The organism is Nannocystis exedens (genome assembly GCF_002343915.1).
In the GTDB taxonomy this organism is placed as follows: Bacteria; Myxococcota_A; Polyangia; order Nannocystales; family Nannocystaceae; genus Nannocystis; species Nannocystis exedens.
In genome coordinates this window covers 9,136,999-9,160,241 of sequence record NZ_NETK01000001.1, presented here as the reverse complement: position 1 = coordinate 9,160,241, position 23,243 = coordinate 9,136,999, and the positions used below count along the sequence as shown (strand labels likewise).

The window sequence follows — 23,243 nt, the reverse complement described above, 5'->3', positions numbered from 1 at the left end:
CTCTCAGCCCTGCAGCACCACGAGCAGCGCGTCGCAGTTGGCGATCTGCGGCTCGGCCGGGTTGAACATCCATCGCCCGTTCACCGGCAGCGCGATCCGGGCGCCGCTCGCCTCGTGCGTGAACACCGACACCCGGTCGACCTCCAGCGTCCAGCCCGCGGGCCACGGCCACGCGAAGTCGGCGGCGTCCCCGAGTCTGTCCTCGACGCGCTCCTCCCCGCTCGCGAGCGTCCAGATCCGCCACTTGTCGTCGACGCGCGCCGCGACCCGCCGGCCGTCGCGCGAGAACTCCGGGGCCGGCTGGGACCACCGCCGCTCGCCCTTCGTTTCGGTCGCCCGACCGCAGCGCCGCACCAGCGCCCCGTGCACCGTGCGGACCTCGACCTCCCCGCCCTGCTGCACCGCCAGCATGCTCCCGTCCTCGGCCATCGCCACCGCCGCGCCGGCGAGCTCGAACGTCACCCTGCCGACACGGCGCCCGCTCGGCAGCTCGTGCAGCGCCACCGTGTTCTCCCCGTTCTCCAGCGCCGCCAGGCGCGAGCCCTCGCGGTCGTACGCCAGCGTGTACCAGTGCGGGAACCCGAGCGGCTTCTTCATCTTCAGCGGCTCCCCGGTGCGCGCGTCCCACAGCTGCAGCCCGCCATGGGTGCAAATCAGAAGACGTGTCCCGAAGTACAGGCTCGGCTGCGGCGGCCCGCCCTCGAGGTACGGATCCAGCTCCGGATCGAGCCGCGCGATCCGCTGCCCCGTGCGGCCGTCGAGCAGCTCCCGGTCGCACAGCAAGCGCGAGCCGGTCGGATCGAAGCACGGCGCGAACCCGGGCTTCGGCGGCCGCGCCTCGCGGCGCAGGAGCTCCGCCAGCGACCAGATCTGCAGGTCTCGCGCGAACGTGGCCACGTACGTGCCGCTCGGCGACAGCGCGACATCGTCGCCGTGGATCGGCAGCACGTGCTCGCGGCCGTCGACCCACCCGATCGTCCCGCTGCGGAACGTCGATACCACCATGCGCCCGCCTCCCTCGGCGACCGCCGACACCGGCGAATCGACCTCGAGCGTGCGCTCGACCGCCAGCGTCTCGGGGTGGACGACGTACACGAAGCCTCCGGCGTACTCGTCGTGCGACCCGTATACGATCAGGCGCGCGCCGTCGGCCGAGAATTGCCCCCTCGCGCTGCCCTCCTCCGGGCACGGCAGCGCCACCCGCGGCGCGCCCTCCGCCCGGATCAGGTACGCCGGGCCCCACCCGTCCGTCACGATCCGCGGATACGTCGGCGAGGCCTCGACCGCCGGGTCGGGCTCGATCACCGCGCGGCCCTCGGACCAGAACCAGCGCAGTCGCTCGTTTCGCCGCTCTTCGGGCTTCTGCACGCTCGGGTGAAAGCGCCGCGCCGTGAGCACCAACTCTTCGTCCGACGCGAAGCGCGGTACGTGCAGCCCCGCGAACGACAGCGTCTCGTCCGAGGTCAGCTCGGCCAGCGGACCGTCGACCACCGGCAGCGGGCGCAGCGGACGGATCCACGGCCGCCCGCGCGCCGCGAGCTCCACCGTCCACGCCTCGTGGAGCGACGCCAGCGCCTTGACCCCCGACGTTCGCGCCAGCAAGCAGCTCCCCAGCGAATCGGGGTACTTCGTCCAGAGCTTGCGATCGACCTCGAGCGCGCGACGGACCTGCGACCGCACCGCCTCGTCGCCCAGCTCCGCCAGCCACGCCTCGACGGCACCGGTAGCGAGGGCGGACTCGAGGGCAGCGAGCGTGGCGGACATGCCTCGCTTATCGCACGGCCCCGCGGGCCTGGGCAGACGCTCCGGGGTCGGGCGCCGTCGTGCCGACCTCACGCGCGCGAGCGCGGCGACCCGTCACCGTCGCCGGCGGCCTGGCGCGAGTCCGAGCGCCGGCGACCACGTAAAGCCCCCGATGTCGCCACGAAACGGCCCTCGCCGTCGATGCGAGAGGTCGTGCCGGCCCTGCAGTCCGTCCGCGGACCTGCGAGGATGCACACCGCGGCAGCGCGGCGCCCTGGACGAATGTTCCCTCGCCGTCGCTTGCGCCGCAGCGCCAGGCCGGTAAGCTCTCGCAACCATGCAACCCACGGAGCCGAGACGACGGAAGTTCTTGTACCTGGCCGCCGGCGTCCTGGCGTCCGCCATGTGGTTTTCCTGGGACGCCATCACCTTCATCCCCGGATCGACGAGTGACGAGCTGTATTGGGCCGTGAGCAACGCCCTCGCGTTCCTGGCCGGCGCGGCTTTCGGGGCAGCCGCGGTCGCCCGCTGAGACGGCCGGCGAGCGCTCCTCGGCCGTCTTGGCGGTCGACGCATTCGCCGAGGCCGTGCCGCCCGCCCCCCGGACGCTCCTCCGTCGGCGCGGCATCGATCGCCGCCTCGAACGACTCATCACCGAGGGTCGCCGTATTTGCAGGACGCCGCCTCGTCCTCCGCCAACGCAAGGACGCACTCGCACCGCCGCACCCGCGGCCGAACCTGGGAGGACGAGGCTCAGCCTGCGGTCGCGTTCCTCCGCGCCACGAATCGCGTTACTCGAGCAGTTTCCCGACCGCCCTCGCCGTCGCCGCCGCCGACGCCGGGTTCTGGCCGGTGACGAGCCGCTGGTCGACGGAGACCTGCTCGGCCCACATCGGCGCGCCGACGAAGCGACCGCCGCGCTCGGTGAGCCGGTCCTGCAGCAGGAACGGCACCACCTTCTCGAGCTTGACCGCGCGCTCCTCCTCGTTGGTAAAAATCCGCTGACCTGCTTGCCCGCGACCAGGTAGGTCCCGCCCGACAGCTTCACGTCGACGATGGCCGCGGGCCCGTGGCACACCGCCGCCACCACCCCGCCGGCCTCGTAGATCCGGGTCGTCACCGCGGCGAACGACGCGTCGTGGGGCAGGTTCCACATCGCCCCGTGACCGCCGGCGAAGAACACCGCATCGTAGCGCGCTCGCGCTCGCGCGACCGGCCGCGGAGGCTCCCCCGCCGGGCTGAGGGGCGCCCTCGGCTTCATCGCGGTCCGCTCGGCCCGTGCAACGAATGTCTCTCGGGCCATCTCCGTGCATTCGCGCGCCAGCCGTCTCTCGATGTCCACCTGTCCTTCTGGACATGTATTTCCGGTGATTTCACGCGCGGAGGGGAAAGGCGCTTTTTCGAGGAGGGCTCTCGACGTGCTGCTTCACGCCCGCGCCGGACCGCCGCCGGGCAGCCACCCGAGCGCCCCCCGGAAGCCGTCCCGCGCGAGCGCCCCGGCTGCGCTGGCGATGTTCGCCGCGTCGAGCGGGATCCACACGAGGAGCGCCCGGCCGTCGACGTAGCCCGGGTTCGCGGCGCAGAAGTACTGCACGTCCGGATCGCGGGCGCGCTCCGCAGTGATCGGCGCCGTGCGCAGGGGTCGGACGCCCAGGTTCACCGTCCAGGGCTGCGCCCCCTCCGGCGACAGGTTCCTCGCCCGCGCGAACTCCCGGACGAGGCGGGCGACCTCCGGTGGAAAGCCGAGGCGGCGGTGCGGGTAGACGCGCGCGAAGCTGCGAGCGAAGCGCTGGTACGTCGTCGGACCCAGCAGCGCGCCGAGGAAGCCGAAGGGGACGCGAGGATGACGCAGCATGAAGCGCGCCGCCTCCGAGAGCGTGTACGCGCCGGCCATCGTCCCGCCCTTGTACGCGGGGAGGATGAAGCCGCTCCCGCCCATCGCGGCGTGGACCCGACCGTCGATCGTCAGCCGCTGGATGGTGTTGGAGGTGAAGCCGGCCAGGGTGCCGTCATCGGCGTAGAGCAGCGCGAGCCGCGTCTCGGCGGTCGGCAGCGCGATGCTCGCGAAGGTGTCCCGGTCGTGCCCGCTGAAGTAGGTGCAGAAGACCGAGTACAGCCGCTCCAGGACGGCCTCGCGCTCGGCGACGGCGAGCCCGCCCATGTGCAATCGCCGCGCGCGGACGATCGGCCTGCGGCGGGCATGAACCGCGCCCCCTGTCCTCTTGTTCACGACGCCCAGCATACCTCGCACGACGACGCGCCGGCAACGGCGGGCGAGCCAGTGCTGCGAATGAAGGGCGCGCAGGAGCGGACCGGTGCGGCCCGAGCGTGCCTCTCGCCGTCCTCGCGCTCAGGGGATCTCGATGCCGAGGTTCGTCTCGAGGAACGCCGAGAGCGCGGCCCGATCGGCCTCCGAGAGCGACGAGAACGTCGCCACGTGGTTGCCGTCGGTGACGTCGAAGCGGACGTTGCCGCTCATCGCCTCCGGAGTGACGGCAGCGGACGCCCACGGGTCCTGATCGGAGTAGACGAAGGCGACGCCGCTGCCGAGGCGAGCGAACTCCGCGAGCGCGCTGTTCTCGGCGGCGTCGAACTCCGGCGGGATCACGCCCTCGGGCACGAGCCCGCGCTCCATGTCGACGAGGTCGGCGGGGATGAGGCCCTCCGCGACGAGCTCGGCGCGCGGCAGGGCCGGCCAGCCGCTGCTCCGCTGCGCCTCGTAGAAGTAGGCGCCGAAGAACGCCAGGTACGCGTCGGACATCGGGTAGGTGCCGAAGATGCTGGTGACGCCGAAGAACGCCGCCGTCAGCTCCTCCGCCGCCGCCGTCGCCGGATCGGGCAGAGCGGCGCAGTCGTCGGGGGTGCCGAAGTACTGCCAGAACAGCCACGGATAGGAGAGCGCCGCGGCCTCGAAGGCGCGCGTCGGCTCGACGCGGGCGAAAGTGTCGCCGAACTCGTCGGCGGCCGAGGCCAGCACGGCGGGCTCGACGTCCGGACGGTGGGTGCCGAGGACGGCGCGCTGGATCGCCTCGAGACGGCCCTGACAATCGGCGTCGACCGTGTCGAAGAACGCCAGGAAGCGCGTGTCCTCGGCCACCATGAACGGGGCGCCGAAGGCGACGGTGACGTCGACGTCGTCGGGGTAGTGCTGGCGGAAGCTCACCATGTCGACGCCGCCGTTGCTGAAGCCCGAGCCGAGCCACGCGCTCGTGTACAGGTCGTGCAGGCGCATCACGACGTCGTGGGCGTCGTCCGCGACCTGCTCGCGGGTGAAGTGGGCGAAGTCGCCGCCGTTGCCGTTGTGGAAGCGCTTGTCCAGGACGAGCTGGTTGCCCTGGAGGAGCGTCGTCAGCTCGTCCTCCTCGAACCCGAGGTAATTGCTGTACCCCGTGGAGATCAGGTTCATCGGCAGGTCGAAGCCGCGGTGGATCAGCGTGAGGTGCTGCTCGTGGGTGCCCGCCTTCGGATCCTGGTGATCGTTCGACTGCAGGAGCGTGAGGTCGTAGAGTTCGGCGCCGTCGTCGCTGGTGCCGGCCGGGCTGACGATGAAGCCGGCCGCCTCGAGCGCCGCGGTCACGCTGACGCACGGCTGCGCTTCGCCCTCGCCGTCGACGCAGGCGTCGCAGGCCGGGTTGTCGACGCCGGTGCCCGGGTCGGCCGAGCCGGCGCCGTCGCAGTCCGGATCGGGCGCGCCGCAGCCGCAGTCGCAGCCGTCAATCCCGGCGAAGCGCTGCGCGTCGCAGGTCCATTCCGGCGGCGGCGACACGGGCGTCCCGCCCGGGCTGTCGCAGGAGGCGAGGGAGAGCAGGAGCGGCGGTACCAACAATGCAATCGATTTCATGGGAATGTCCTTCTCGGTGATGCGTTCAAGCAAAGAGCGCTCGATCCGCGCGCACGCGGCGAGGCAAGAGTCGCAAGGATGGGAAAGGGCTCGGCGACGTCCGGCGCGACCGCAGGCCGCCCCGTTCGTTGAGACCCCGCGAAAGACGGGGGCACGAACGCCTCAGGTCTCGTCCGTCGCCAATCGTTCGGTCGTGATGGCGGTGGCGAGTACCGTACTCAAGCCCACTCCGAGTGCCAGTAGCATTCCTGCCACTGTGACTCGCAGAGCTGCGAGCGCTCCGGGCGCCGCTCGGGAGCCTCCCCTCCGCCGAGAGGAAGAAGCCGCACGGCCAGGCGGGTCGGCGCCCGAGCGATGCGGCTCGTCAGGGCCACCTACGGCGGCGGCTGTGGGGCAGCGGGCGGATTTCGCACGGCTGTCAGGACGGCGCCGAGCTCCCCGTGCCGGCGGCCTCGCATCGGCGCCCGCCAGTCGAGCGGGACCGAGCGGAGCGCAGGGGCGCGTTGCAGCGGTGCGAACGTGCCTCGCACCGCTGCGACGACGATGCGACCCGCGAAGCGTACAATGGCCACACTGAACTTACGGGGCGCGGCCGTGAGCGTGGTTCACGACTCGCACGAATCCGCCGTCCCGGCGATTCCGCCCCGGCGTTCGTCAGCCCGCACGAGGAACCCACCATGAAGAAGCTCGCATTCATCCTTTCGTTCGCCGTCGGCGTCATTCTCGCCAACACCGCCCTCGCCGCCCAGCCCACCAAGGCCTGCACCGCCAGCAACGAGGGGGAGATCGTGAGCACGTGGAACCAGACGCACACCCGCGAGGAGACCTACCTCTGCAGCTCGGGCTGGCAGTTGATCCGGGTCTGCAGCAACGGCGTCTGCGAACATTACTGACCGCCGGTGTGCCGCCGACGGCCATCGCGGGCGCTCAGGTGGTCGCGCTGATCGCCGCGATCGAGGCGGTCTGGCGGGCCGTGACGATCGTCTGCATGTCGAGCAGCAGCTTGGCGTCGGCCAGCGTCCCGAGCTCGCCCGAGGCGCCGGCGAGGCGGACGAACGCCAGGCTGGCGCCGAGGCTGAGGGCGTCGCGCTCGCTCAACCACTTGAGGCGGGCGCGCAGGCCGGCCTCCAGCTCCCGCACCGTGGCGACGATGCTCGCCGCCGGCAGGGCGACGAAGCTGAGGATCGCCACCTCGTCGTACTCGCCGGTCCCGATCTTCGCGCCCGCGGCCCGAAACGCCGCGAGCAGCCCGCTGAAGCGCTCGACGATCACCGGCGCCTCGAGCCCGCCGAGGTACAGGATGTGGGCGGCAGTCTGCAGCGGGTCGCCGCGCGACAGGCCAGCCTGCTCATGCAAAGCCCTGTAGATCGCGTCGGTGCCGGTGCCGATCGCCGCCGGCTCCTCCGGGCGAGCGGCCAGCATGGCACAGGCCGGGAAGTCCTCGGGTCCGGTCAGCCACCAGTGGTGGGCCTTCATCGCGTCGTAGATCTCGTGGAAGCGCTCGACGTGCTCCGGCTCGATCTTGCCGAACAGGCGGCGCAGGACCAGCACCGCGAGGACCTCGTACACGCCGCCGCGGCGCAGCTTGTCGGCGCGAAACATCCCGCGCACGCGCTCGAGCTCGTCGACGAACGCTTCGGGGTGGTCGTCCGCCTTGACCAGGTGGGCCGCGATGACCAGGCGGACCGACTCGTCGACGCCGGAGAACCACCCGAGCCGCTCGCCGAGCACCGCGCTGGCCGTGCGGGTCGACGCCGCGATCCTCTTGGCGTCGCCCGGGGTCACGAGCAGGGTGATCGCCGCGAGGCGGATCGCCGCCTTGTCCTGCATCCACCCGCGGCCGGCGTCGAGCGCGGTCAACAGCTCGTCGAAGCGCGCCAGCGGGTCGGCGGGCACCACGAAGCCGGAGTCACCTTCGAGGTTGCGAAACGGCATGGACCCGAGGGTAACCCCGTCCGCGCCCCGCGGCCGGCCTTCGCGCCGCCCGCGTCGTGCGACCGGGCACACGCGCGTGGTCGCCAGCGGCCGAACTCGGCCGAGTGCGATCTGCCCGCCGTGGCCCGCCTCGCGCTCGCTGCGGCGATGAGCGCGGTCGCGGGATGAATCCGTCGAGGGCAACGCCGCGGATCTCCGCGGGCATCCCCTCGAGCCCGGCAGCGAGCGATGCGCGGAGGTTCGCAGCTTCCACCGGCCACAGCCGTCGCGACCGCGACGGCCGCTCATCGCCGCGCTCCGCGGGAGGCCCGTGCGCGCGGACTGCTACGTTCTCCCGGTGCTCCCCTCCGCCGTCCGGCTTGGTCTCGCCCTCGCCCTGATCGCATTATTATCGCCGAGCCGTGGTAGCCCCATGAGGGCCCGACATTCCACGCATCCCGGACAGTGACCCCGACACGCTCCCCGAGCCGCGGCCGGTCGCAATCATCCCGACCCGCGCGTGCTTCCTCTCGCCGGGCGTCTCGCGCTGGCCTCGTCCCTCACCTGCAGCCTCGGCGATCGAGTGCGCGCCGGAGCCGGCAGCGACGACGCTCGCGTCGACGCCTGCCGTAGCGCCCGGGCGACCTCCGAGGCTCCCCGTGCACGAGGCCACGGCCACGGCCCGACGGCACGACGAGCAGGCGCCGCCGGCACCGACGACAGCGACGAGCGAGCCGCAGGCGGGCCTTTCGCCGCCTCCTCCGGAGAGCGCACCGCCCGACCCGACCCCCGCGCCGCTCGAGGTCGTGGCGAAGCTGGTCGAGCCGAAGCACACGGCCGACTGCGGCATTCTTCATAGGGTGGTGGTGGTGCGCTACGAAACCCTCGATGTGCTCGAAGGGACATACGGCGAGCGCGAGCTGTACGCTGCCCATCACTGCCCCGAGATGGGGACGACGCGCCCGTGGAGCTGCTCGACCGGACCAGCTCGACGGCCGCGGACCCCGGGCGCAGGAGGACGCGGTGATGAAATACGCGGCCATCCGCCCCCAGCACCACGGCAACGAACGGGCACGACCGAGCCGTGGATCGCCTAAATAATGGCATGCCCGTTCTTCTCGCTCCCCGGGGCGGGGATGATCTCAATATAGTCATCCCTCCGGGCACGACGAATCTTCGTGCCAATGGGCAGCCCGAAGTCCGGCTTCAGGATGATGTAGGCGCTCCCCTCTTCATTAAAGTAAATGGTACCATTGACCTCGAATGCCTTATTGATGGGGAAATTTTGGCCGCTCTCTCGGGACATGGTCGACTCCTGTTTCTGTTCAGAAACGAGTATCTGGGGCTGCCGGCGCAGCAAGGAGGAATGGTGCTCTGCATCACATGACAATTATCGAGCAAAGCGGCTCAGAGCCGCTTTTGAACCCGGCTGCATGCGCGCGGCATGCTCGACGCGGCCATTCTGGACGTCCCAACGCGTGGAGCCCCATCGCGGTCGCCTGCGGGCCTTCGACCGCGCAGCCGCGGAAGTCCCACAAGCTCCCCGTCTCCGCGTCGCGCAGGTGTTCCGCGTCTGCCGGCGCGAGCAGCAGCGCCTTGCCGTCGACGCGGCGGTCGAACACCCGCAGCATCCGTCCAGCGCCCGACCCCAGCACGACCGGCACCTCCCCGAGGCGCACCGGCAGCGGCTGTAATTTGCCTGTAATTTCCTCGCCCCGCGCTGACGGTAGGGTCGATGACGCCGTTCCGGAGTCACCGTCGTGCGAAAGATTGGTCTTGGAGTGGGTCTGCCCGCGATCGCGGGTTGGTTGGGGCTGGTGGCCGGCGCCGAGGCGGCGCCGGCGCTGCGAGTGCAGGTCACCCAGCGCGGCGACTTCGCGCTCATCGGCAACACGCTCGGGCACAACTGCGCCCCGAACGTGCCGATGCCGGTGGTCGGCGCCGTCGGGATGTGCGGCACGAACACGGGCGACGCCGCGATCGACGTGCACTGGCGCGCCGACTCGCCGAGCCCTGGCGAGGCCGAGGCCAACCTGGCGGTCGCGCCCGCCGATGCCCGCAGTTCGGCGCTCCTCGAGCTCCCGCCGGGCGCCGCCGCCTCGCACGCGTTCCTCTACTGGGCCGCCTCCATCGACGACCCCGGGTCCGACGGCATCGTCACGCTCGACCGCCCGGGCGTGTTCTCGGCCGACATCGACGGCTCGATGCACTGCGTGATCACCCCGTTCGACGCCTACCAGTGCAGCGCCGACGTCACGGACCTGGTCCAGCAGCACGGCGCCGGGTCCTACCGGGTCGGCGGGGTCGACACCTCCACGCTGACGAACGTCAACAACGAGGGGACCTTCGCCGGCTGGTGGATGGTCGTCCTCTACCAGGACCCGGGCGAGCCGACGCGCAACCTCGCGGTGTTCGACGGGTTCGACCTGGTGGCCACCAATGCGTCCCTCGACATCCTGCTCGAGGGGTTCCTGGTCCCCGACGGCGGGATCGAGGGCAAGCTCGGCCTGGTCGCCTTCGAGGGCGACATCGGCCTCCAGGGCGACCAGTTCTTCTTCGGGGGCGGTCCGGCCCTCGGCAACGGCATAAACCCGGCCAACAACTTCTTCAACAGCACGCGCTCGCAGCTCGGCGCGCCGCTGTCGGTCCCCGGCGACCTCCCCCAGCTCACCGGCGCGCCGAACTCGATGTCGGGCCTCGACCTCGACACCGTCGACGTTACCGCCAAGCTCACGGCGGGGCAGACCCAGGCGATGTTGACGGCGAGCACCATGGGCGACCAGTACTTCCTGTCCGGCTTCATCACCTCGATCTCCGACCTCCGGCCCGACTTCACGACGTCGATCAAGACGGCCGTCGACGTGAACGGCGGCGCGCTCGTGGCCGGCGACGAGCTCGAGTACACGATCGAGGTGCTCAACACCGGCAGCGACGTGGCGATCGAGGTCGCCCTCACCGACCCGCTGCCGACCGGCGTGACCTACGTGCCGGGCTCGCTCGAGATCGCCGCGGGCGACAACGCCGGCGCCAAGACCGACGCCGCGGGCGACGACCAGGGCGAGTACGACGCGAACACGAACTCGCTGGTCGTCCGCCTCGGTGAGGGCGCCAACGAGACCGCCGGCGGGTCGCTGGCGATCGATGCGTCCGCCACGGTGAAGTTCCGCGTGACCATCGACGCCGACAGCTCCGGGCAGATCGACAATCAGGCCCTCATCGGCGCGGCCGGCCTGCTCGGCGCCGAGCCGGCCTCGACGCCGACCGGCGACGGCAACTTCCCGGGCGCGCCGACCTCGGTGTTCGTCGATCCGTGCGAGACCGACGCGCAGTGCACCGACCCGGACCTGCCCCACTGCGACACCGCGAGCGAGCCCAGCGCGTGCGTCGGCTGCGTCGACGACGGCCACTGCACCGCCGGCTGGATCTGCGACCCCGTGGGCCACGCCTGCACCTGCACGCCCGCCGACGCCGAGCTGTGCGACGACGGCCTCGACAACGACTGCGACGAGGAGATCGACGAGGGCTGCGACACCGACACGACGACCGGCGAGCCGTCGACGACCGGCGAGATCCCGACCAGCTCGGCCTCCGGTGGCGACTCGATGTCGGGCGGCGACTCGATGTCGGGCGGCGACTCGTCGACCGGCGATGACGGCTCGACGGGCGGGACCGACGACGGCGGCTCGAGCACCGGCTCCGGCGCCACCGGCGAGACCGACACGGGCCCGGCCGGTGCGGGCGACGCCGGCTGCGGCTGCGACGCTCGCGGCCCCGACGCGGGCGGCCTGCTGCTGCTCGCCGGCGTCATCGCGGCCAGGCGGCGTCGCCGGACCTCGACGTGACGCTCGGGTCGGCGGCTCGGCCCTCCAGGCGGTGTTCGGCGAGCTCGCGGTCCGTCCCGTCGATGCGGAGCCGGCGGGTCCCGCGGTGTCGGCTGTCGCAAGAGACAGGTTGACGATCGGGTCGGGTCCGCGGACGCGCCGACGTGAGCCCGTGCTTCCGACCGCGCTGGGCAGCCGATCGTCGCTGCTCTCATCCGGAAGCGAGGGGGCGATCGAGTTGCACGATCTCGAGGTGCGCCGTGCCGATCCGCAGTTGCCGGGTTCCCGGCCGGCGTTCGACGATCCGGGCCGCGTCCACCACGCCGGCCTGGGCGAATTGCTGACGCAGGCGGTGGATGTCGACATAGAGCTGGTTGCGGTCGACCTGCAGGGCCATGAGCAGCTCCTCCTGGAGGACCCAGCCCTGCTGCGCGGGCGCCAGACGGCCGTGACGCAGGCGCTCGCGCGCGAGCAGCAGCAGCGGGTAGTGGCAGGTCCGGGCCTTGAAGTCGAGCGCGGACGCGCCGTGGAAGGCGACGAGCTCGACGTACTCCGTGCCGGGCCGGACGGCGAAGTGCAGGCGCAGGTCGGCGATCTTCCGCGGCGCCTCGGTGGCCTCGGCGGTGGGCGGCAGCGACTCGGGGAGGGCGAGCTGCCAGGCGACGTCGCCGATCCGGACGACTTCGTCGTCGTGGACCTCGCGGACGTTGCCGGCGTGCTCGAGGTACCACCCGTGCGGTCCGCGGTAGATCGTCGCGGGATCGGACGGATCCGGCAGGGTCAAGAGGCCGGCCTCCGCGACGAGCACTTCGCGACCGCCCTCGGGGACGGCGAACGCGTCGGGCGGGCCGGCGTCGACGAGCACGAGGCCGCCGGGCTCCCCGAGGCCGATCTCGGCGCCGGGACCGAGGGCGAACCGCTCGTCGGGGGCCAGGCGCCGGCCGGCGACGAACACGCCGTTGCGGCTGTGGAGGTCCTGAAGATGCCAGTGGCCGCCGGCCCAGCGCAGGAGGGCGTGCTCGCCGGACACGGAGGGCGCGAGCAGCTGGATCGTGCACTTTCGCGAGCGTCCGAGGATGTTGCGCTCACGCAGCTGCCACGCGCAATCACCGCTGCTGGTCGTCAGACGCCCCACGGCTCGCCATGACTATGACGGGCGGCGAGGAGGCCGTCCAGGACGCGCGATCGCGACCGCGGCCTGGGGCGGGCGCTGCGTGATAGGCTGCCGGAGCTCGTCGTCCGCGACGAGTTCGCGCGCTCCCGTGATGCTCCGCGACGAGAACGAGCGACCGACGGCTGCGACGGTGAGCTCGGGGACGGGACCGCGGGCGCAGGGCCTCCCGGCGCCCGCGCGGATCGGCCGCTACACGCTGCTCGGCATGCTCGGACGCGGCGGCATGGGCGAGGTCCACCTGGCGCGCGACGAGCTGCTCGGGCGCCGCGTCGCGCTCAAGCTGCTCGGCACGCCCGACGCCCGCCCGACGGCGCAGGCCCGCCTGCTGCGCGAGGCGCAAGCGCTGGCCCGCCTGTCCCACCCGAACGTCGTGACGATCCACGAGGCCGGCGAGCACGAGGGCCGCGTCTACCTGGCGATGGAGCTGGTCGTCGGCGACACGCTGCGCGACTGGCTGCGCGCGCACCGACCCGCCGTCGACGTGCGCCTCGAGGTCGCGCTGCAGGCCGGTCGCGGGCTGGCGGCGGCGCACGACCGCGGGCTCGTCCACCGCGACTTCAAACCCGACAACGTGATGGTCGGCGAAGACGGCCGCGTGCGCGTCATGGACTTCGGCCTCGCCCGCCTGGACGCGCGCGACCTCGCGGTGGAGAGCGGCGCTCCGGTCCCGCACGCCACGGTCGTCGGCGCCGTGCTCGGGACCCCGGGATACATGGCGCCGGAGCAGCGCGAAGGCCGGCCCGCCGGGGTCGTGAGCGACATCTACGGGTACTGCGTCGTGGTCTGCGAGCTGTTCACCGGCAAGAGCCCGCCGCCCGACGCCGACGCCGACACGGTGCGCGCGACGCTGCGGCACGGGGCGGTGGCCGGGACGGTACCCGGGTGGCTCGCCCCGCTCGTGGAACGGGGGCTCGACCCGCGGCCCGCCGCGCGCTGGCCGACGATGCACGCGCTGCTCGACGCGATCGAGGCGGCGATGGCACGGCGACGGCAGCGTCGGATCGCCGGCCGGACCGCAGCGGCGGCGCTGATCGCCGGCGTCCTGGCGCTCGGCGGGGTCGCGCTGCACGGGTGGTGGGACCGGGCCGAGCGCGAGGCCACGGCCGCGGACCGGATGGCGGCGATCGCCGCCGCGGACGCGCCGGAGCCGGCGCTCTCGGGGTTCATCGCCGAGCCGGACCACCGCCGCACGCGGGCGCTCGGGCGGGCGTGGCTGCTGCGCGGGGACCGGGCGCTGGCCGACCGGCGGATCGAGGAGGCGCTCGCCGCCTACGCGCGCGCGTACGTCGAGGCGACGGACCCGGGCGACGTCGCGGCGGCGATGCGGGCGCTGGCCGCGGTGTTCGCCGCGCGGGGCGACGCGCCGGAGCTGGCCCGCGTGGTCGCGGAGCAGCGGGCGCGCGGGCTCGGCGATCCGACGGTCGACGGGCACGCGGCGATCGCCGCGCTCGGCCTGCGGGACGGCGCCGGCGCGGTCGACTCGCTCGCGCCGGACGACCCATGGCGGGCGCCGCTGGCAGCGCTGGCCCGCGGGCAGCCGCTCGGGTGGCTGATTCACCGGTTCGACGCGCTCGGCCCCGGCGGCCCGGCGGCGTTCGCGGCGGTGAGCGGGTACCAGGACACGCGGCTGCTGGATCGCTCGCTGGCGACGATCGGCCGGGCGGCCGGCAGCTTCCCCGTGTTCCCCGGGACGACCCTGGCGGCGCGCGACGCCTGGCAGGTCGTCGACCTCGCCGCGCCGGCGGTCGAACTGTGGCGGACCGAGCACGTGATCGCCGCCAACGCGGGGCTGCGGCTGGCCGACGGGCGGGTGGCGTCCGTGTACTCGCACGTCTGGCCGCACCAGGGGTTCTGGCGGCTCGCGGACCCGCCCTCGCTCGGCGCCCGCCCGGCGCACGCGGGGACCCACCGCACCGGCGCGGCGCTGATCGACGGGTGGAGCGGCGACCTCGACGGCGACGGCCGCGACGAGCTGGTCGCGGCGTTCGACTCGCCTGCCGACGACGTCCGGGTGTTCCAGGCCGACGCGCGCGGGGAGCTCGAGCTGGTGGACCGGCGGGCGCTCGCCGGTGCGCGCGCGGTGGCGGGGATCCGCCGCGGTTCGTCGCGCGCGGTGGTCGTCGCCCAGGACGCGGCCTACACGGTGTTCGTGTGGACCGGCGCGGCGCTGACGGAAATCGGCACCACGGCGATGCCCGCGATCGAGGCCTTGGTGCCGCAGACCACCGAGCGTCTGCTCGCCGCCGACCTGGACGGCGACGGAACCGACGAGCTGCTGCATCCCGGGAAGTTCGGGCAGCAGTACGGGATGCGGATCGTGCGCGACGTGGGCGGGCAGGCATCGTGGCGGACGATCGGTGGTATCGACCCTTGGGCCGCGGTCCAGTTCGACGCCGATGCGGCCGACGAGGTGGTCGTGCGGATGTTGCCGGGCCTCGACGCGTGGGTCCTCGGCGCCGGCGACCAGGCGCCGCCCGACCTGCGGACCGCCGCGGAGGCCGTCGCCCCGCCGGACATCGCCGACGCGTGGCTGGCCGATCGCGTCGCCCGCACCGAGGCGCTGGCGGCCATGGGCCGGTCCGCCGACGCGGCGACGGCGTTCGTCGACCTCGCGGCGATGGCCGGCGAGCCGCAGCTTCGCCACCACCTGCTGGACCGGGCCGCGGCGCTGTGGACCGCCGTCGGCGACGATGCGCAAGCCGAGGCGATCGACCGCGGCCTCGCCGGCCCGCGCCCGCTGGCCCGCCGCGCCGCGGCCCTGACCCGCCTCGGCCGCTGGTCCGAGGCGCACGCCGCCGCGACTGCGCTCGCCGGCGATCCGCAGGCCGACGCCGCCGCCGTCGCCGAGGCGCGCCGGCTCGTCGCGCGCCTGGACCCGCTCGTGCGCGTCGGCGTCGTGCTCGACCCCGACCTCGAGGCGTGGCGATTCGTCCGCCCCGCGGGGCTGCGGCGCGACCCGGTCGGCGAGCGCCTGGAGGTCGCCGCCGCCGCCGGTCCAGCCCCGCTCGCCGAGGTCTCGCTGGCGTGGGACGGGTCGGCGCTGGCCTTCGAGGCCGAGGTCGAGACGTCGTGGCTCGAGAGCGCGGGCTGCCTGACGATCGGCGTCGACGACGAGCACGGCGCGGAGTGGCTGGCCATCGCCGTGTGCGGCAGCGCCGACGAGCGATCGCTCCATCGCGGCATCTCGTGCCGCATCGGCGACCAGGGGAGCTCCCTCCTCGGCCAGCAACACATCGCCTCGGCTGCGACCCCGGGGCGAGTCGTCGCGCGCGTCGCGTGGTTCGCCGACGGCACCGTCGAGTGTGCGGCCGACGGCGTGAAGGGCCGCTGGACCGCCGCCGATATGCCTTCGCCCGGCGCCGCGCTGCGCTTCGTCGTCTCGGCCCGGTCCACCCACCAGCGGCCGGCGCTGGCCAAGGGCGCGTTGCGGGAGATCCGGGTCCACGGCGCCCGCCTCGCCGCGCCGTCCCCCGAGACCGCGTGGGACGCCGCGGCCCGGCACCTCGTCGACGACGACCCGGCGGCGGCTGCTGCTGTCCTTTCGGACATGTCGGCGACCACGGCGCGCGAGCACGCGATCCGGCTGGTCACGCACGATCGCCTCGGCGACCTCGCGGCGCTCGAGCGAGCCGCCGTGCTCGCCGCCCCTGTCCTGCTCGACCCGGCGGCGCGGGCCGACCTCGCCCTCCTCGTCCGCACGCGCCCGCTCGTCGCGGCCGCGCTGGTCGGCGTCGGCGCGCCGCTGCTGCCGGCAATGGTCGAGATCTGGTCCGGGCTGCGGGCCCACCTCCGCGACGGCGAGGTCCGCCCGGCCGCGCTCGCCGGGCTGCACGCGCTCGCTGCGGCGACCCCGACGAACCCCGACGAATACGCGGCGCTCGCCCGGTTGCTGGCGCTGCGCGGGCTCCTGGCGATGTCCGAGGGCCGGACCGCCGCGGCGATCCGCGATCTCGAGGCGGCGCTCGAGCTCGCGGACCCGACCGAGGACGAGGACGAGGACGAGGAGCTCGCCGACGTCCACGCCGCGCTCGCGCGCCTGCTGGCCCCGGAGTCGCCGACGCAGGCCCGGATGCACGTGCAGGCGGCGGTCCACCGCAGCGTCACCCCGGAGCGGACCCGCGAGCGGATGCTCGCCGATCCGGCGCTCGCCGGCTTGCTCACCGACGTGGGACCGTGAGGCCAGCCGGGGCCGGGGCCTGACCTCATCCATCCCGCCGACACGACGAAGGCGGCTGCAGCCACGTCGGCACGCGCTCGCAGTTCGAGCCGGGTTATCCTCCGTGTCCATCACGAACACCTTGCCTCTCATCTCCCATAGATACTGGTCGCGGGATGATATTCCCTCCAGTCAAACCAATAGTCCCATAGAACAGGTAGGGTGACCATGCACGCGTTCGAGCGCGCATGGGGGCCCTCGATCGCGCAGCCGCGGAAATCCCACAGGCTTCCAGCATCGGCGTCACGGAGGTGCTCGGCGTCGGTGGGTGCGAGCAGGAGCGGCCTGCCGTCGATTCGCCGATCAAACGCTCGCAGCATTCGCCCGCCGCCTGACCACAACAGGATCGGGACGTTCCCGATCTCGTCGAGGATCACCCGCTCCGCCTCCAATCGGCTCGCCTCGTACGCGCGCGCCTGCCCGCCCACCACGATCCCAGCGACGAGCGCCCGCGGAGGCAGCGGCGAGTCGCTCGTGTCGACGACCGTCGGCAGCGGGTCGATCCCCGGCTCCCAGTCGCGCTCGTAGCTGTTCATACGGCCAGGTTCGCCGAGGAGCACCTGCCCCGCCGGTGATTCGACCCGGAAGCGCGCGACCGTCAGCTCGTCGTTGTGGACCCGCTCGAGCTGCGCCCCCTTCATCGGCCCGGCGATGCACTCCCCGCTGACCTGCTGCCAGAAGCTCCCCGTCTCCTCGTCGCGCATCAGGAAGTTCTGGTTGTGGATCCCCGCGAGGTGGAACGTCAGCGTCTTGCCCTGGATTGTCCGCGCCCACACTAGACCAGTGTGGCAGAGCGTTCAATATGTCACCCCGATCGGCTGATCACCGACGACGTCGTTGAGCACGTGATGGTAGGCCATCACCTCGACCGGGTACGCCCGCGCCGCCGCGCCCACGCGCACCGCCATCACGATCGCATCGTCGGGCAAGCTCGACTCGCTCGCCCCCGCGAAGCGCGGCGCCGGCATCGGCTCGAACATCTTCTCGAACACGTTGATCCGCGACAGCCCGCCCGCGCCGAGCGTCAACAGCAGCATCGCCACCGCGCCGCTCCGCCGCCACCACCCGCCGGGCCATGCGCGCACCACCGCAGCGACGGCCAGGAGACCTGCCCCAAGGAGCAGCCACGGCCCGAAGCGCAGCACCCACAGCGCGACCGCCAGCTCGGTCGGCCCCTGCGGGCGGAACGGGCGCATCACCCACAACGGCGTGATGAGCGTCGCCGCGGCGAGGAGCACGGCACCGAGGCCGAGGAGGACGAAGGGGCGCCGGGTCGAGGTGGGCATGGCTCGTGATCCTATACCCGCCCCTCGGTTCCGCCCATTGTTTCTGCAGGCCCCGCATGGCCCCGTCGCCGGGGTGGATGATGTCCGCCGACCGCTCCGCCGCGGCCTCCATCCTGCCGTTCTCGCCCCCACGGGGCGCCTGCTTCGCGTCGCCGCGGGTCGCCACGCCCCGGACGAACTCGGGCCATCGTTTTTGGACAAGCAGAGGAACACGCCCCCGGGTTCAGCCGGCCCCCCCTTCCACGATCGGTTGCCAGAAGTAGCAGTCCGCCGGGATGTTCTCGCCCTTGAGCGCCCTGCCGAGCTTGCACGTGCGCCCGGCGAGCGCGTCCATCGTGGAGATCAGGGCCTGCATCGGGACATTGCCCTCCGCGGAGATGGTCACGGTCGTCTCGTTCGGGAACAGATCCTTGTAGCTCTTCGCCTTCTGCTCGAGCGCTCCATAGTCGTAGCGGTCGTAGTCGGTGAGCGGCGTGCCGGGCTTCGCCAACGGGATCGTCGGCGCCTTGGAGTCGGTCCCCTTGCCGGCCTCGGCGCCGTCCTGCTGGCCGTCGGCCGAGATCCGGAAGCCGTCCTCGAGGACGATCACCTTGAGGTTGAGCGGCTTGTCCTGGGGCGAGTCCTCCTGCTTGGCCTCGGACCGTTCGGCGGTGAAGCGCGGCGGCGCGACGTTGACCGAGGCCATGGTCGCGAACTCCATCGCCTGGAGCAGGAGCGGGACCAGCAGGAACATGACATTCATGACGGGGAGGAGGTCGGCCACGATCTCCTCTTCGACGAATTTCGCTCTCTTGCGCATCGCGTCATCTCCTCTCCACGAGGCCAAAGGGCAGGCGTACCTGCGCGGCGAGCCGGTTCGGTACGAACCTTGAACCAGCCGCCATCGCGGCAAAAAGCGCCGCACAGTGACTATGAATAATCCCGGCGAGCACCGGCCGCACCTCCGCAGAGACGCGGAGGTGCGGCTGCTGGCAGGCCGCGAGGCGAGCCCCGAGCGAGACGGTGCGGGACGGGTCGCATGCTCCGGTCCGTACAGTGCCGCGGCCGCCGAGGATCCTACACGCGCGCGACAGAAACGTTCACCGGCCCCGGCACGCCCTCCGCGCCCGGCGCTCGCCGCCGCGTTGACGCGCGACGCCGGGCCGGCCCAGACTGCGGCGCGAGGACCTCGTGCAGCCGGACGCCGTCATCTACCTCGATCACAACGCCACCACGCCGCTCTTGCCCGAGGTCGTCGACGCGATGCTGCCGTTCTTGCGCGCGCACTTCGGCAACCCGTCGAGCGGCCACGTCTACGGCCGGCACGCGCGCGAGGCCGTGGCGCGGGCGCGCGGCCGGGTCGCCGCGCTGCTCGGGTGCGACGACGACGAGGTGCTGTTCACCTCGGGCGGCACCGAGGCCAACAACCTGGCGATCCGCGGGGTCGCCGAGCGCTGCGAGCGGCCCGGCGCGATCGTCACCACCGCCGTCGAGCACCCGGCCACCGAGCGGCCGTGCGCCTGGCTCGAGCGCCACGGCTGGCAGGTGACGCGCGTCGGCGTCGACGCCGGCGGGCGTGCGCGCCTCGACGAGGCCCGCGCCGCGCTGGCCCGGGGCGCCGCGCTCGTCACGGTGATGCACTCGAACAACGAGACCGGCGTGCTCCAGCCGATCGCCGAGCTCGCGCCGCTGGCCCGCGCCGCGGGCGCGCTGCTGCACACCGACGCCGCCCAGTCGCTCGGCAAGGTCCCCGTGCGGGTGCGCGAGCTCGGCGTCGACCTGCTGTCGATCGCCGGCCACAAGCTCTACGCGCCCAAGGGCGTCGGCGCCCTCTACGTCAAGCGCGGCACGCCGCTGGCCCCCCTGCTGCTCGGCGCCGGCCACGAGCGAGGCCTGCGGCCGGGCACCGAGAACGTCGCCGGCATCGTCGGCCTCGGGGTCGCGTGTGAGACGGCGGGCCGCGACCTGGAAGCGACCGCGGCCCGGGTCCAGCGCCTGCGCGACCTGCTGTGGGCGCGCCTGGCCGACGCGGTGCCCGGCCTGGCGCTCAACGGCCACCCCGAGCTGCGCCTGCCGAACACCCTCAACGTGCGCTTCCCGCGGGCCTCGGGCACCGCCGTGCTGGCCGGCGCGCCCGAGCTGGCCGCCTCGACCGGCTCGGCCTGTCACGACGGCCACGAGAGCGCCTCCGCGGTGATCGTGGCCATGGGCGTGCGCGCGGCCGAGGCGATCGGCTCGGTCCGGCTGACCCTCGGCCGCGGCACCACCGAGGAAGAAGTGACGCACGCCGCCGCTGCCCTCGGCGCCGCCTGGCGTCGGATCGTGGCCGACGTCTGAAGCCCGTCGCCATGTCATGAGGTCGGCATAGGGGGCGCACGCAGTGCGAGCCCTGATGCCCGCCGGATCGACTCGCCCGACGGATCCCTGTCCGCGTCGAAATTACCCTGTCGGGGTTCTCGCCAACCCAACGATTGTGCATCCTACGCGGCAGGGAGCCCAGAAGCGCGAGAACGGCCATCCGTTCACGAACGAGTCGATCGCGCCCCTCCATCGCTTCGAGGCCGTCGAGCAGGCGGCTCTGCTGCCCTGCCGCCGCCGGCGTCGCCGTCGAGGCTCGCACCGGCGCACGAGCGCGGAGATGTCGCCTGCAAGGGCGCGAAAAAAGTTCGAAGTTTTTTGGATCGCAACGGGATGGTCCTGGCTCTCCACCCTTGAGGCTCGCTACGGCCGGTCGTCCTCCGACGGAACCTGAACCGGGCGGGCCCATCCACCCCGAGGCTCGACCGACGAGAAGCGTCATGACCTTTCAGAAAAAACCTTCGTCTGGCCACAACCGCTCCCATGTCGCGCTGACGCTCGATCGGCGCGGCTTCCTCACGGTGGGCGCCACGCTCGGCGCTGGCTTGTTGCTACCCGAGCTCACAGGTTGCAGTCCGGGCGATGACGACAATCCCCAACCGGTCGTGAATGAGGAGCTCTTCACGCCCGCCAGTGTCCGCTCCCGGGACGGCGTCCTCGATATCGAGCTGACCATCACCGAGACCGAAGTGACGGTCGGCCAGTATACGTTCATGACCCGCGCGTACACTGGCCTCAAGGTCAATCGTGGGGAGTCGAGCTTCGGCGATGCGACGTATACGGGGACGGTCCCGGGCCCGAGCATCGAGCTCCGCCCGGGCGATCAGCTCAAGCTGAAGCTCATCAACCACCTTCCGGACGACAGCAGCGCCGTGGACCCCCCGGACTGCGCCATGGGCGGCGGCGGCGGCGGCGGCGGGCACGGGCACGGCGCGGGTACGCACAACAACACGACCAACCTCCACACGCACGGCCTGCACGTCGACCCCGGCCCGCCCGGAGATGACGTCTTCCTGGCGATCGGCCCCGGTGAAAGCTACGACTTCGTCTTCGATATCCCGCGAGACATCGCCATGCCGGACGGGACGAAGGCCAATCACCCGGCCGGGACCTACTGGTACCACCCACACATGCACGGATCGACGGCGATCCAGGTGGCGGGCGGCATGGTCGGGGCGATCATCATTCGCGACGAAGAGAGAGACGACCTCGACAGGCTGTTTTCCCCCGAGCCCGGGCCGGGGCAGGGCAAGGAGCAGCTCCTCGTCGTCGGCGAGTACATGATCCAGACCAAGGACTCGTGCGACGGAAAGACCCGCCTCGCGACGTATGGGGAGATGGGCCATGCCGGTCCCCTTCCTCCTGGCGTCGAGGATTTCTTCCACATCAACGGCCAGCTGAATCCGGTCATTCGCATGCGCCCGAGCGAGGTGCAGCGTTTCCGACTGCTGCACACGGGCTTTCGTGCTCCGCTGGACGTCGCCTTCCTCCGCGTGCCGGACGACCAGGTGGACCCCGCGACGTCGTTGCCGAAGCCCGACTACGATCCGTTCGGCTATTCTTGCGCCTCATCGCCCATGGTTCCACCCGTGCTCAACCGGGACGAGCTGCGAGCGAAGTCGGCCACGTACTACCAGGTCGCGACGGACGGGATCACGTACGGCGCACCCCTGAAGATGCCGCTCGCCAACCCCGTCTCCGAGGTCGAGTATGTCATCCCCCCGGGGGGCCGCGTGGACATGCTCGTCCAATTCGAAGCGGGCACCTACCAGATGGTGGCGCTCGGCTACCCCGATTTCGTCTGCTGGGGGCCGCAGGTCCTCGCCACCGTGGTCGTCTCGGGGGAGCCGGACACGAGCCTTCAGATCCCGCAGGTGCTCACGCCGCCGGCGCTTTACCCGCCGTTCGACGACACGTCGAAGCCCGGTAACGAGGTCACAAACACGCGCCAGCTCGAATTCGCGGTGACCCTGGACAATGCCGGAGCAGCCCACTTCACCATCGACGGCAGGACGTTCTGCATGGGCCGCGTCGACCAGTGCGTCCTCCTCGGGGCCGTGGAGGAATGGACAATCATCAACAAGGTCACTCCCAAGGCGGGCGCGACGGTTCATCCCTTCCACATCCACGTCAACTCGTTCCTCGTGACGTCCATCAACGGGAAGAGCCCGTCACAGCCTATCTGGCGCGACACGTGTATCATACCCACGAACGGGCCAGCCGACGGCAGCCTCACGTTCCTGTCGCGCTTCCTGCACTTCAAGGGACCGTACGTGCTGCACTGCCACATCCTGGAGCACGAGGATGAAGGCATGATGCAGCTCGTCGAGGTGCAGGAGGCGGCATGCCCGGCGCCGCCGGTGGACGACACTTGCGAGGCCGAATGAGTCTCCTCGCATCCACGAGAGCGCTGCGGCCTCGCCCGGGTCAACGTGGTCGCCGCCGCACGCGAACATGCGTGCAATCGCACTCTACGCGCGGTTCGTTGGGCGCCCGGCGGCGCCCAATGGGCGCCCAACCACCGCTCGATGCCGTCAGCGCCACGGCTCGTCCGATTTCCCCGAAAATCCGCCGTTTCTGAACTCTGCGAATTTCAAGCGAAATATGTGAGGAGTGTGAAGGCGCCCGTCACGGGCAGGCCGCGGGGTACCAACCTCGGGGGCACGATGAGGTCTTTTCTCTCTTCGAAGACGAGCCGAATATGAGCGCGTTTTTCCTCGATGACGGCAAGCTCCCGGTCACTGCAGGGCGTCAGCGACGGCGGCACCGCCATCGCACTCGAGGGGGAGGGAGGCGAGGTTGTCGAGATCGATCACGAAGGGCCGGTGGATCCAGGGTCGACCCGCGGGCACGGGCATGGGACATCCCGTGATCGGCACGACGCTCGGTATGGCCTGCGCGCGGATGGATG

General features: G+C 72.1%; 15 protein-coding genes and 1 pseudogene. 6 read left to right on the top strand and 10 right to left on the bottom strand.

Features of this window, described 5'->3' with window-relative positions; genetic code table 11:
- Window positions 1-3: 3 nt before the first annotated feature.
- Window positions 4-1,764, bottom strand: coding sequence for a WD40 repeat domain-containing protein (locus NAEX_RS35850; RefSeq protein ID WP_096331966.1), 1,761 nt, complete (start codon window positions 1,762-1,764; stop codon window positions 4-6).
- A gap of 316 nt (window positions 1,765-2,080) precedes the next feature.
- Here NAEX_RS35850 and NAEX_RS53340 point away from each other — a divergent pair, with 316 nt between their 5' ends.
- Window positions 2,081-2,275 carry a hypothetical protein gene (locus NAEX_RS53340; protein ID WP_096331965.1) on the top strand — a complete coding sequence of 65 codons (195 nt, stop codon included), beginning with the start codon at window positions 2,081-2,083 and terminating at the stop codon, window positions 2,273-2,275.
- Between the two features lie 259 nt (window positions 2,276-2,534).
- Here NAEX_RS53340 and NAEX_RS53335 read toward each other — a convergent pair.
- The 3 genes and pseudogenes from NAEX_RS53335 to NAEX_RS35835 all read right to left on the bottom strand — a co-directional run.
- Window positions 2,535-2,941, bottom strand: a pseudogene (locus NAEX_RS53335) (type 1 glutamine amidotransferase domain-containing protein); the annotation flags it as partial.
- Window positions 2,942-3,169: 228 nt separating this feature from the next.
- The gene (locus tag NAEX_RS35840; protein ID WP_143140725.1) at window positions 3,170-3,973 is read right to left on the bottom strand and encodes a hypothetical protein; all 804 of its coding nucleotides are present in this window, start codon (window positions 3,971-3,973) and stop codon (window positions 3,170-3,172) included.
- Window positions 3,974-4,093: 120 nt separating this feature from the next.
- Complete coding sequence (locus NAEX_RS35835) at window positions 4,094-5,584, bottom strand: alpha/beta hydrolase family protein (protein ID WP_096331963.1); 1,491 nt, start codon at window positions 5,582-5,584, stop codon at window positions 4,094-4,096.
- A 677-nt stretch (window positions 5,585-6,261) separates the two neighbouring features.
- On the opposite strand from NAEX_RS35835, the gene NAEX_RS35830 reads away from it, so the two are divergent.
- Window positions 6,262-6,477: a hypothetical protein gene (locus tag NAEX_RS35830; RefSeq protein WP_096331962.1), complete on the top strand. Its 216-nt coding sequence runs from the start codon at window positions 6,262-6,264 to the stop codon at window positions 6,475-6,477.
- A gap of 34 nt (window positions 6,478-6,511) precedes the next feature.
- Here the strand turns inward: NAEX_RS35830 and NAEX_RS35825 are convergent, their stop codons facing one another.
- From NAEX_RS35825 to NAEX_RS35815, 3 genes are all read right to left on the bottom strand, one after another.
- Entirely contained in the window at window positions 6,512-7,519 is a 1,008-nt protein-coding gene (locus NAEX_RS35825) for a DUF4003 family protein (RefSeq protein ID WP_170136286.1), read from the bottom strand.
- Window positions 7,520-8,591: 1,072 nt separating this feature from the next.
- Entirely contained in the window at window positions 8,592-8,804 is a 213-nt protein-coding gene (locus NAEX_RS35820) for a hypothetical protein (RefSeq protein WP_143140724.1), read from the bottom strand.
- Between the two features lie 73 nt (window positions 8,805-8,877).
- Window positions 8,878-9,129, bottom strand: coding sequence for a hypothetical protein (locus NAEX_RS35815; RefSeq protein ID WP_143140723.1), 252 nt, complete (start codon window positions 9,127-9,129; stop codon window positions 8,878-8,880).
- Between the two features lie 129 nt (window positions 9,130-9,258).
- Here NAEX_RS35815 and NAEX_RS35810 point away from each other — a divergent pair, with 129 nt between their 5' ends.
- Window positions 9,259-11,340, top strand: coding sequence for a DUF11 domain-containing protein (locus tag NAEX_RS35810; RefSeq protein ID WP_143140722.1), 2,082 nt, complete (start codon window positions 9,259-9,261; stop codon window positions 11,338-11,340).
- Between the two features lie 190 nt (window positions 11,341-11,530).
- On the opposite strand, the gene NAEX_RS35805 is transcribed toward NAEX_RS35810, so the two are convergent.
- Window positions 11,531-12,454 carry an FHA domain-containing protein gene (locus tag NAEX_RS35805; RefSeq protein ID WP_096333840.1) on the bottom strand — a complete coding sequence of 308 codons (924 nt, stop codon included), beginning with the start codon at window positions 12,452-12,454 and terminating at the stop codon, window positions 11,531-11,533.
- A 130-nt stretch (window positions 12,455-12,584) separates the two neighbouring features.
- On the opposite strand from NAEX_RS35805, the gene NAEX_RS35800 reads away from it, so the two are divergent.
- On the top strand, window positions 12,585-16,670 hold the full coding sequence (locus NAEX_RS35800) for a serine/threonine-protein kinase (protein ID WP_170136285.1): 4,086 nt from the start codon (window positions 12,585-12,587) through the stop codon (window positions 16,668-16,670).
- A 128-nt stretch (window positions 16,671-16,798) separates the two neighbouring features.
- Here NAEX_RS35800 and NAEX_RS35795 read toward each other — a convergent pair whose 3' ends face one another.
- Both NAEX_RS35795 and NAEX_RS35785 read right to left on the bottom strand, forming a co-directional pair.
- On the bottom strand, window positions 16,799-17,677 hold the full coding sequence (locus NAEX_RS35795; protein ID WP_275937579.1) for a DUF3179 domain-containing (seleno)protein: 879 nt from the start codon (window positions 17,675-17,677) through the stop codon (window positions 16,799-16,801).
- 541 nt (window positions 17,678-18,218) lie between these two features.
- The gene (locus NAEX_RS35785; protein ID WP_096331954.1) at window positions 18,219-18,794 is read right to left on the bottom strand and encodes a biopolymer transporter ExbD; all 576 of its coding nucleotides are present in this window, start codon (window positions 18,792-18,794) and stop codon (window positions 18,219-18,221) included.
- 371 nt (window positions 18,795-19,165) lie between these two features.
- Between NAEX_RS35785 and NAEX_RS35780 the strand changes: the two genes are divergently transcribed.
- Window positions 19,166-20,311 carry a cysteine desulfurase family protein gene (locus NAEX_RS35780; RefSeq protein WP_096331953.1) on the top strand — a complete coding sequence of 382 codons (1,146 nt, stop codon included), beginning with the start codon at window positions 19,166-19,168 and terminating at the stop codon, window positions 20,309-20,311.
- A 461-nt stretch (window positions 20,312-20,772) separates the two neighbouring features.
- Window positions 20,773-22,719 (top strand): multicopper oxidase family protein, encoded by a 1,947-nt coding sequence (locus tag NAEX_RS35775; RefSeq protein ID WP_096331952.1) that lies wholly within the window; start codon window positions 20,773-20,775, stop codon window positions 22,717-22,719.
- Window positions 22,720-23,243 lie beyond the last annotated feature (524 nt).

Bases quoted from the DNA above. Each gene is read 5' to 3' on its own strand.
- NAEX_RS35800 (WP_170136285.1), top strand. From the start codon at position 12,585: ATGCTCCGCGACGAGAACGAGCGACCGACGGCTGCGACGGTGAGCTCG.
- NAEX_RS53340 (WP_096331965.1), top strand. From the start codon at position 2,081: ATGCAACCCACGGAGCCGAGACGACGGAAGTTCTTGTACCTGGCCGCC.
- NAEX_RS35850 (WP_096331966.1), bottom strand. From the start codon at position 1,764: ATGTCCGCCACGCTCGCTGCCCTCGAGTCCGCCCTCGCTACCGGTGCC.
- NAEX_RS35775 (WP_096331952.1), top strand. From the start codon at position 20,773: ATGACCTTTCAGAAAAAACCTTCGTCTGGCCACAACCGCTCCCATGTC.
- NAEX_RS35830 (WP_096331962.1), top strand. From the start codon at position 6,262: ATGAAGAAGCTCGCATTCATCCTTTCGTTCGCCGTCGGCGTCATTCTC.
- NAEX_RS35820 (WP_143140724.1), bottom strand. From the start codon at position 8,804: ATGTCCCGAGAGAGCGGCCAAAATTTCCCCATCAATAAGGCATTCGAG.
- NAEX_RS35835 (WP_096331963.1), bottom strand. From the start codon at position 5,584: ATGAAATCGATTGCATTGTTGGTACCGCCGCTCCTGCTCTCCCTCGCC.
- NAEX_RS35825 (WP_170136286.1), bottom strand. From the start codon at position 7,519: ATGCCGTTTCGCAACCTCGAAGGTGACTCCGGCTTCGTGGTGCCCGCC.
- NAEX_RS35785 (WP_096331954.1), bottom strand. From the start codon at position 18,794: ATGCGCAAGAGAGCGAAATTCGTCGAAGAGGAGATCGTGGCCGACCTC.
- NAEX_RS35815 (WP_143140723.1), bottom strand. From the start codon at position 9,129: ATGCTGCGGGTGTTCGACCGCCGCGTCGACGGCAAGGCGCTGCTGCTC.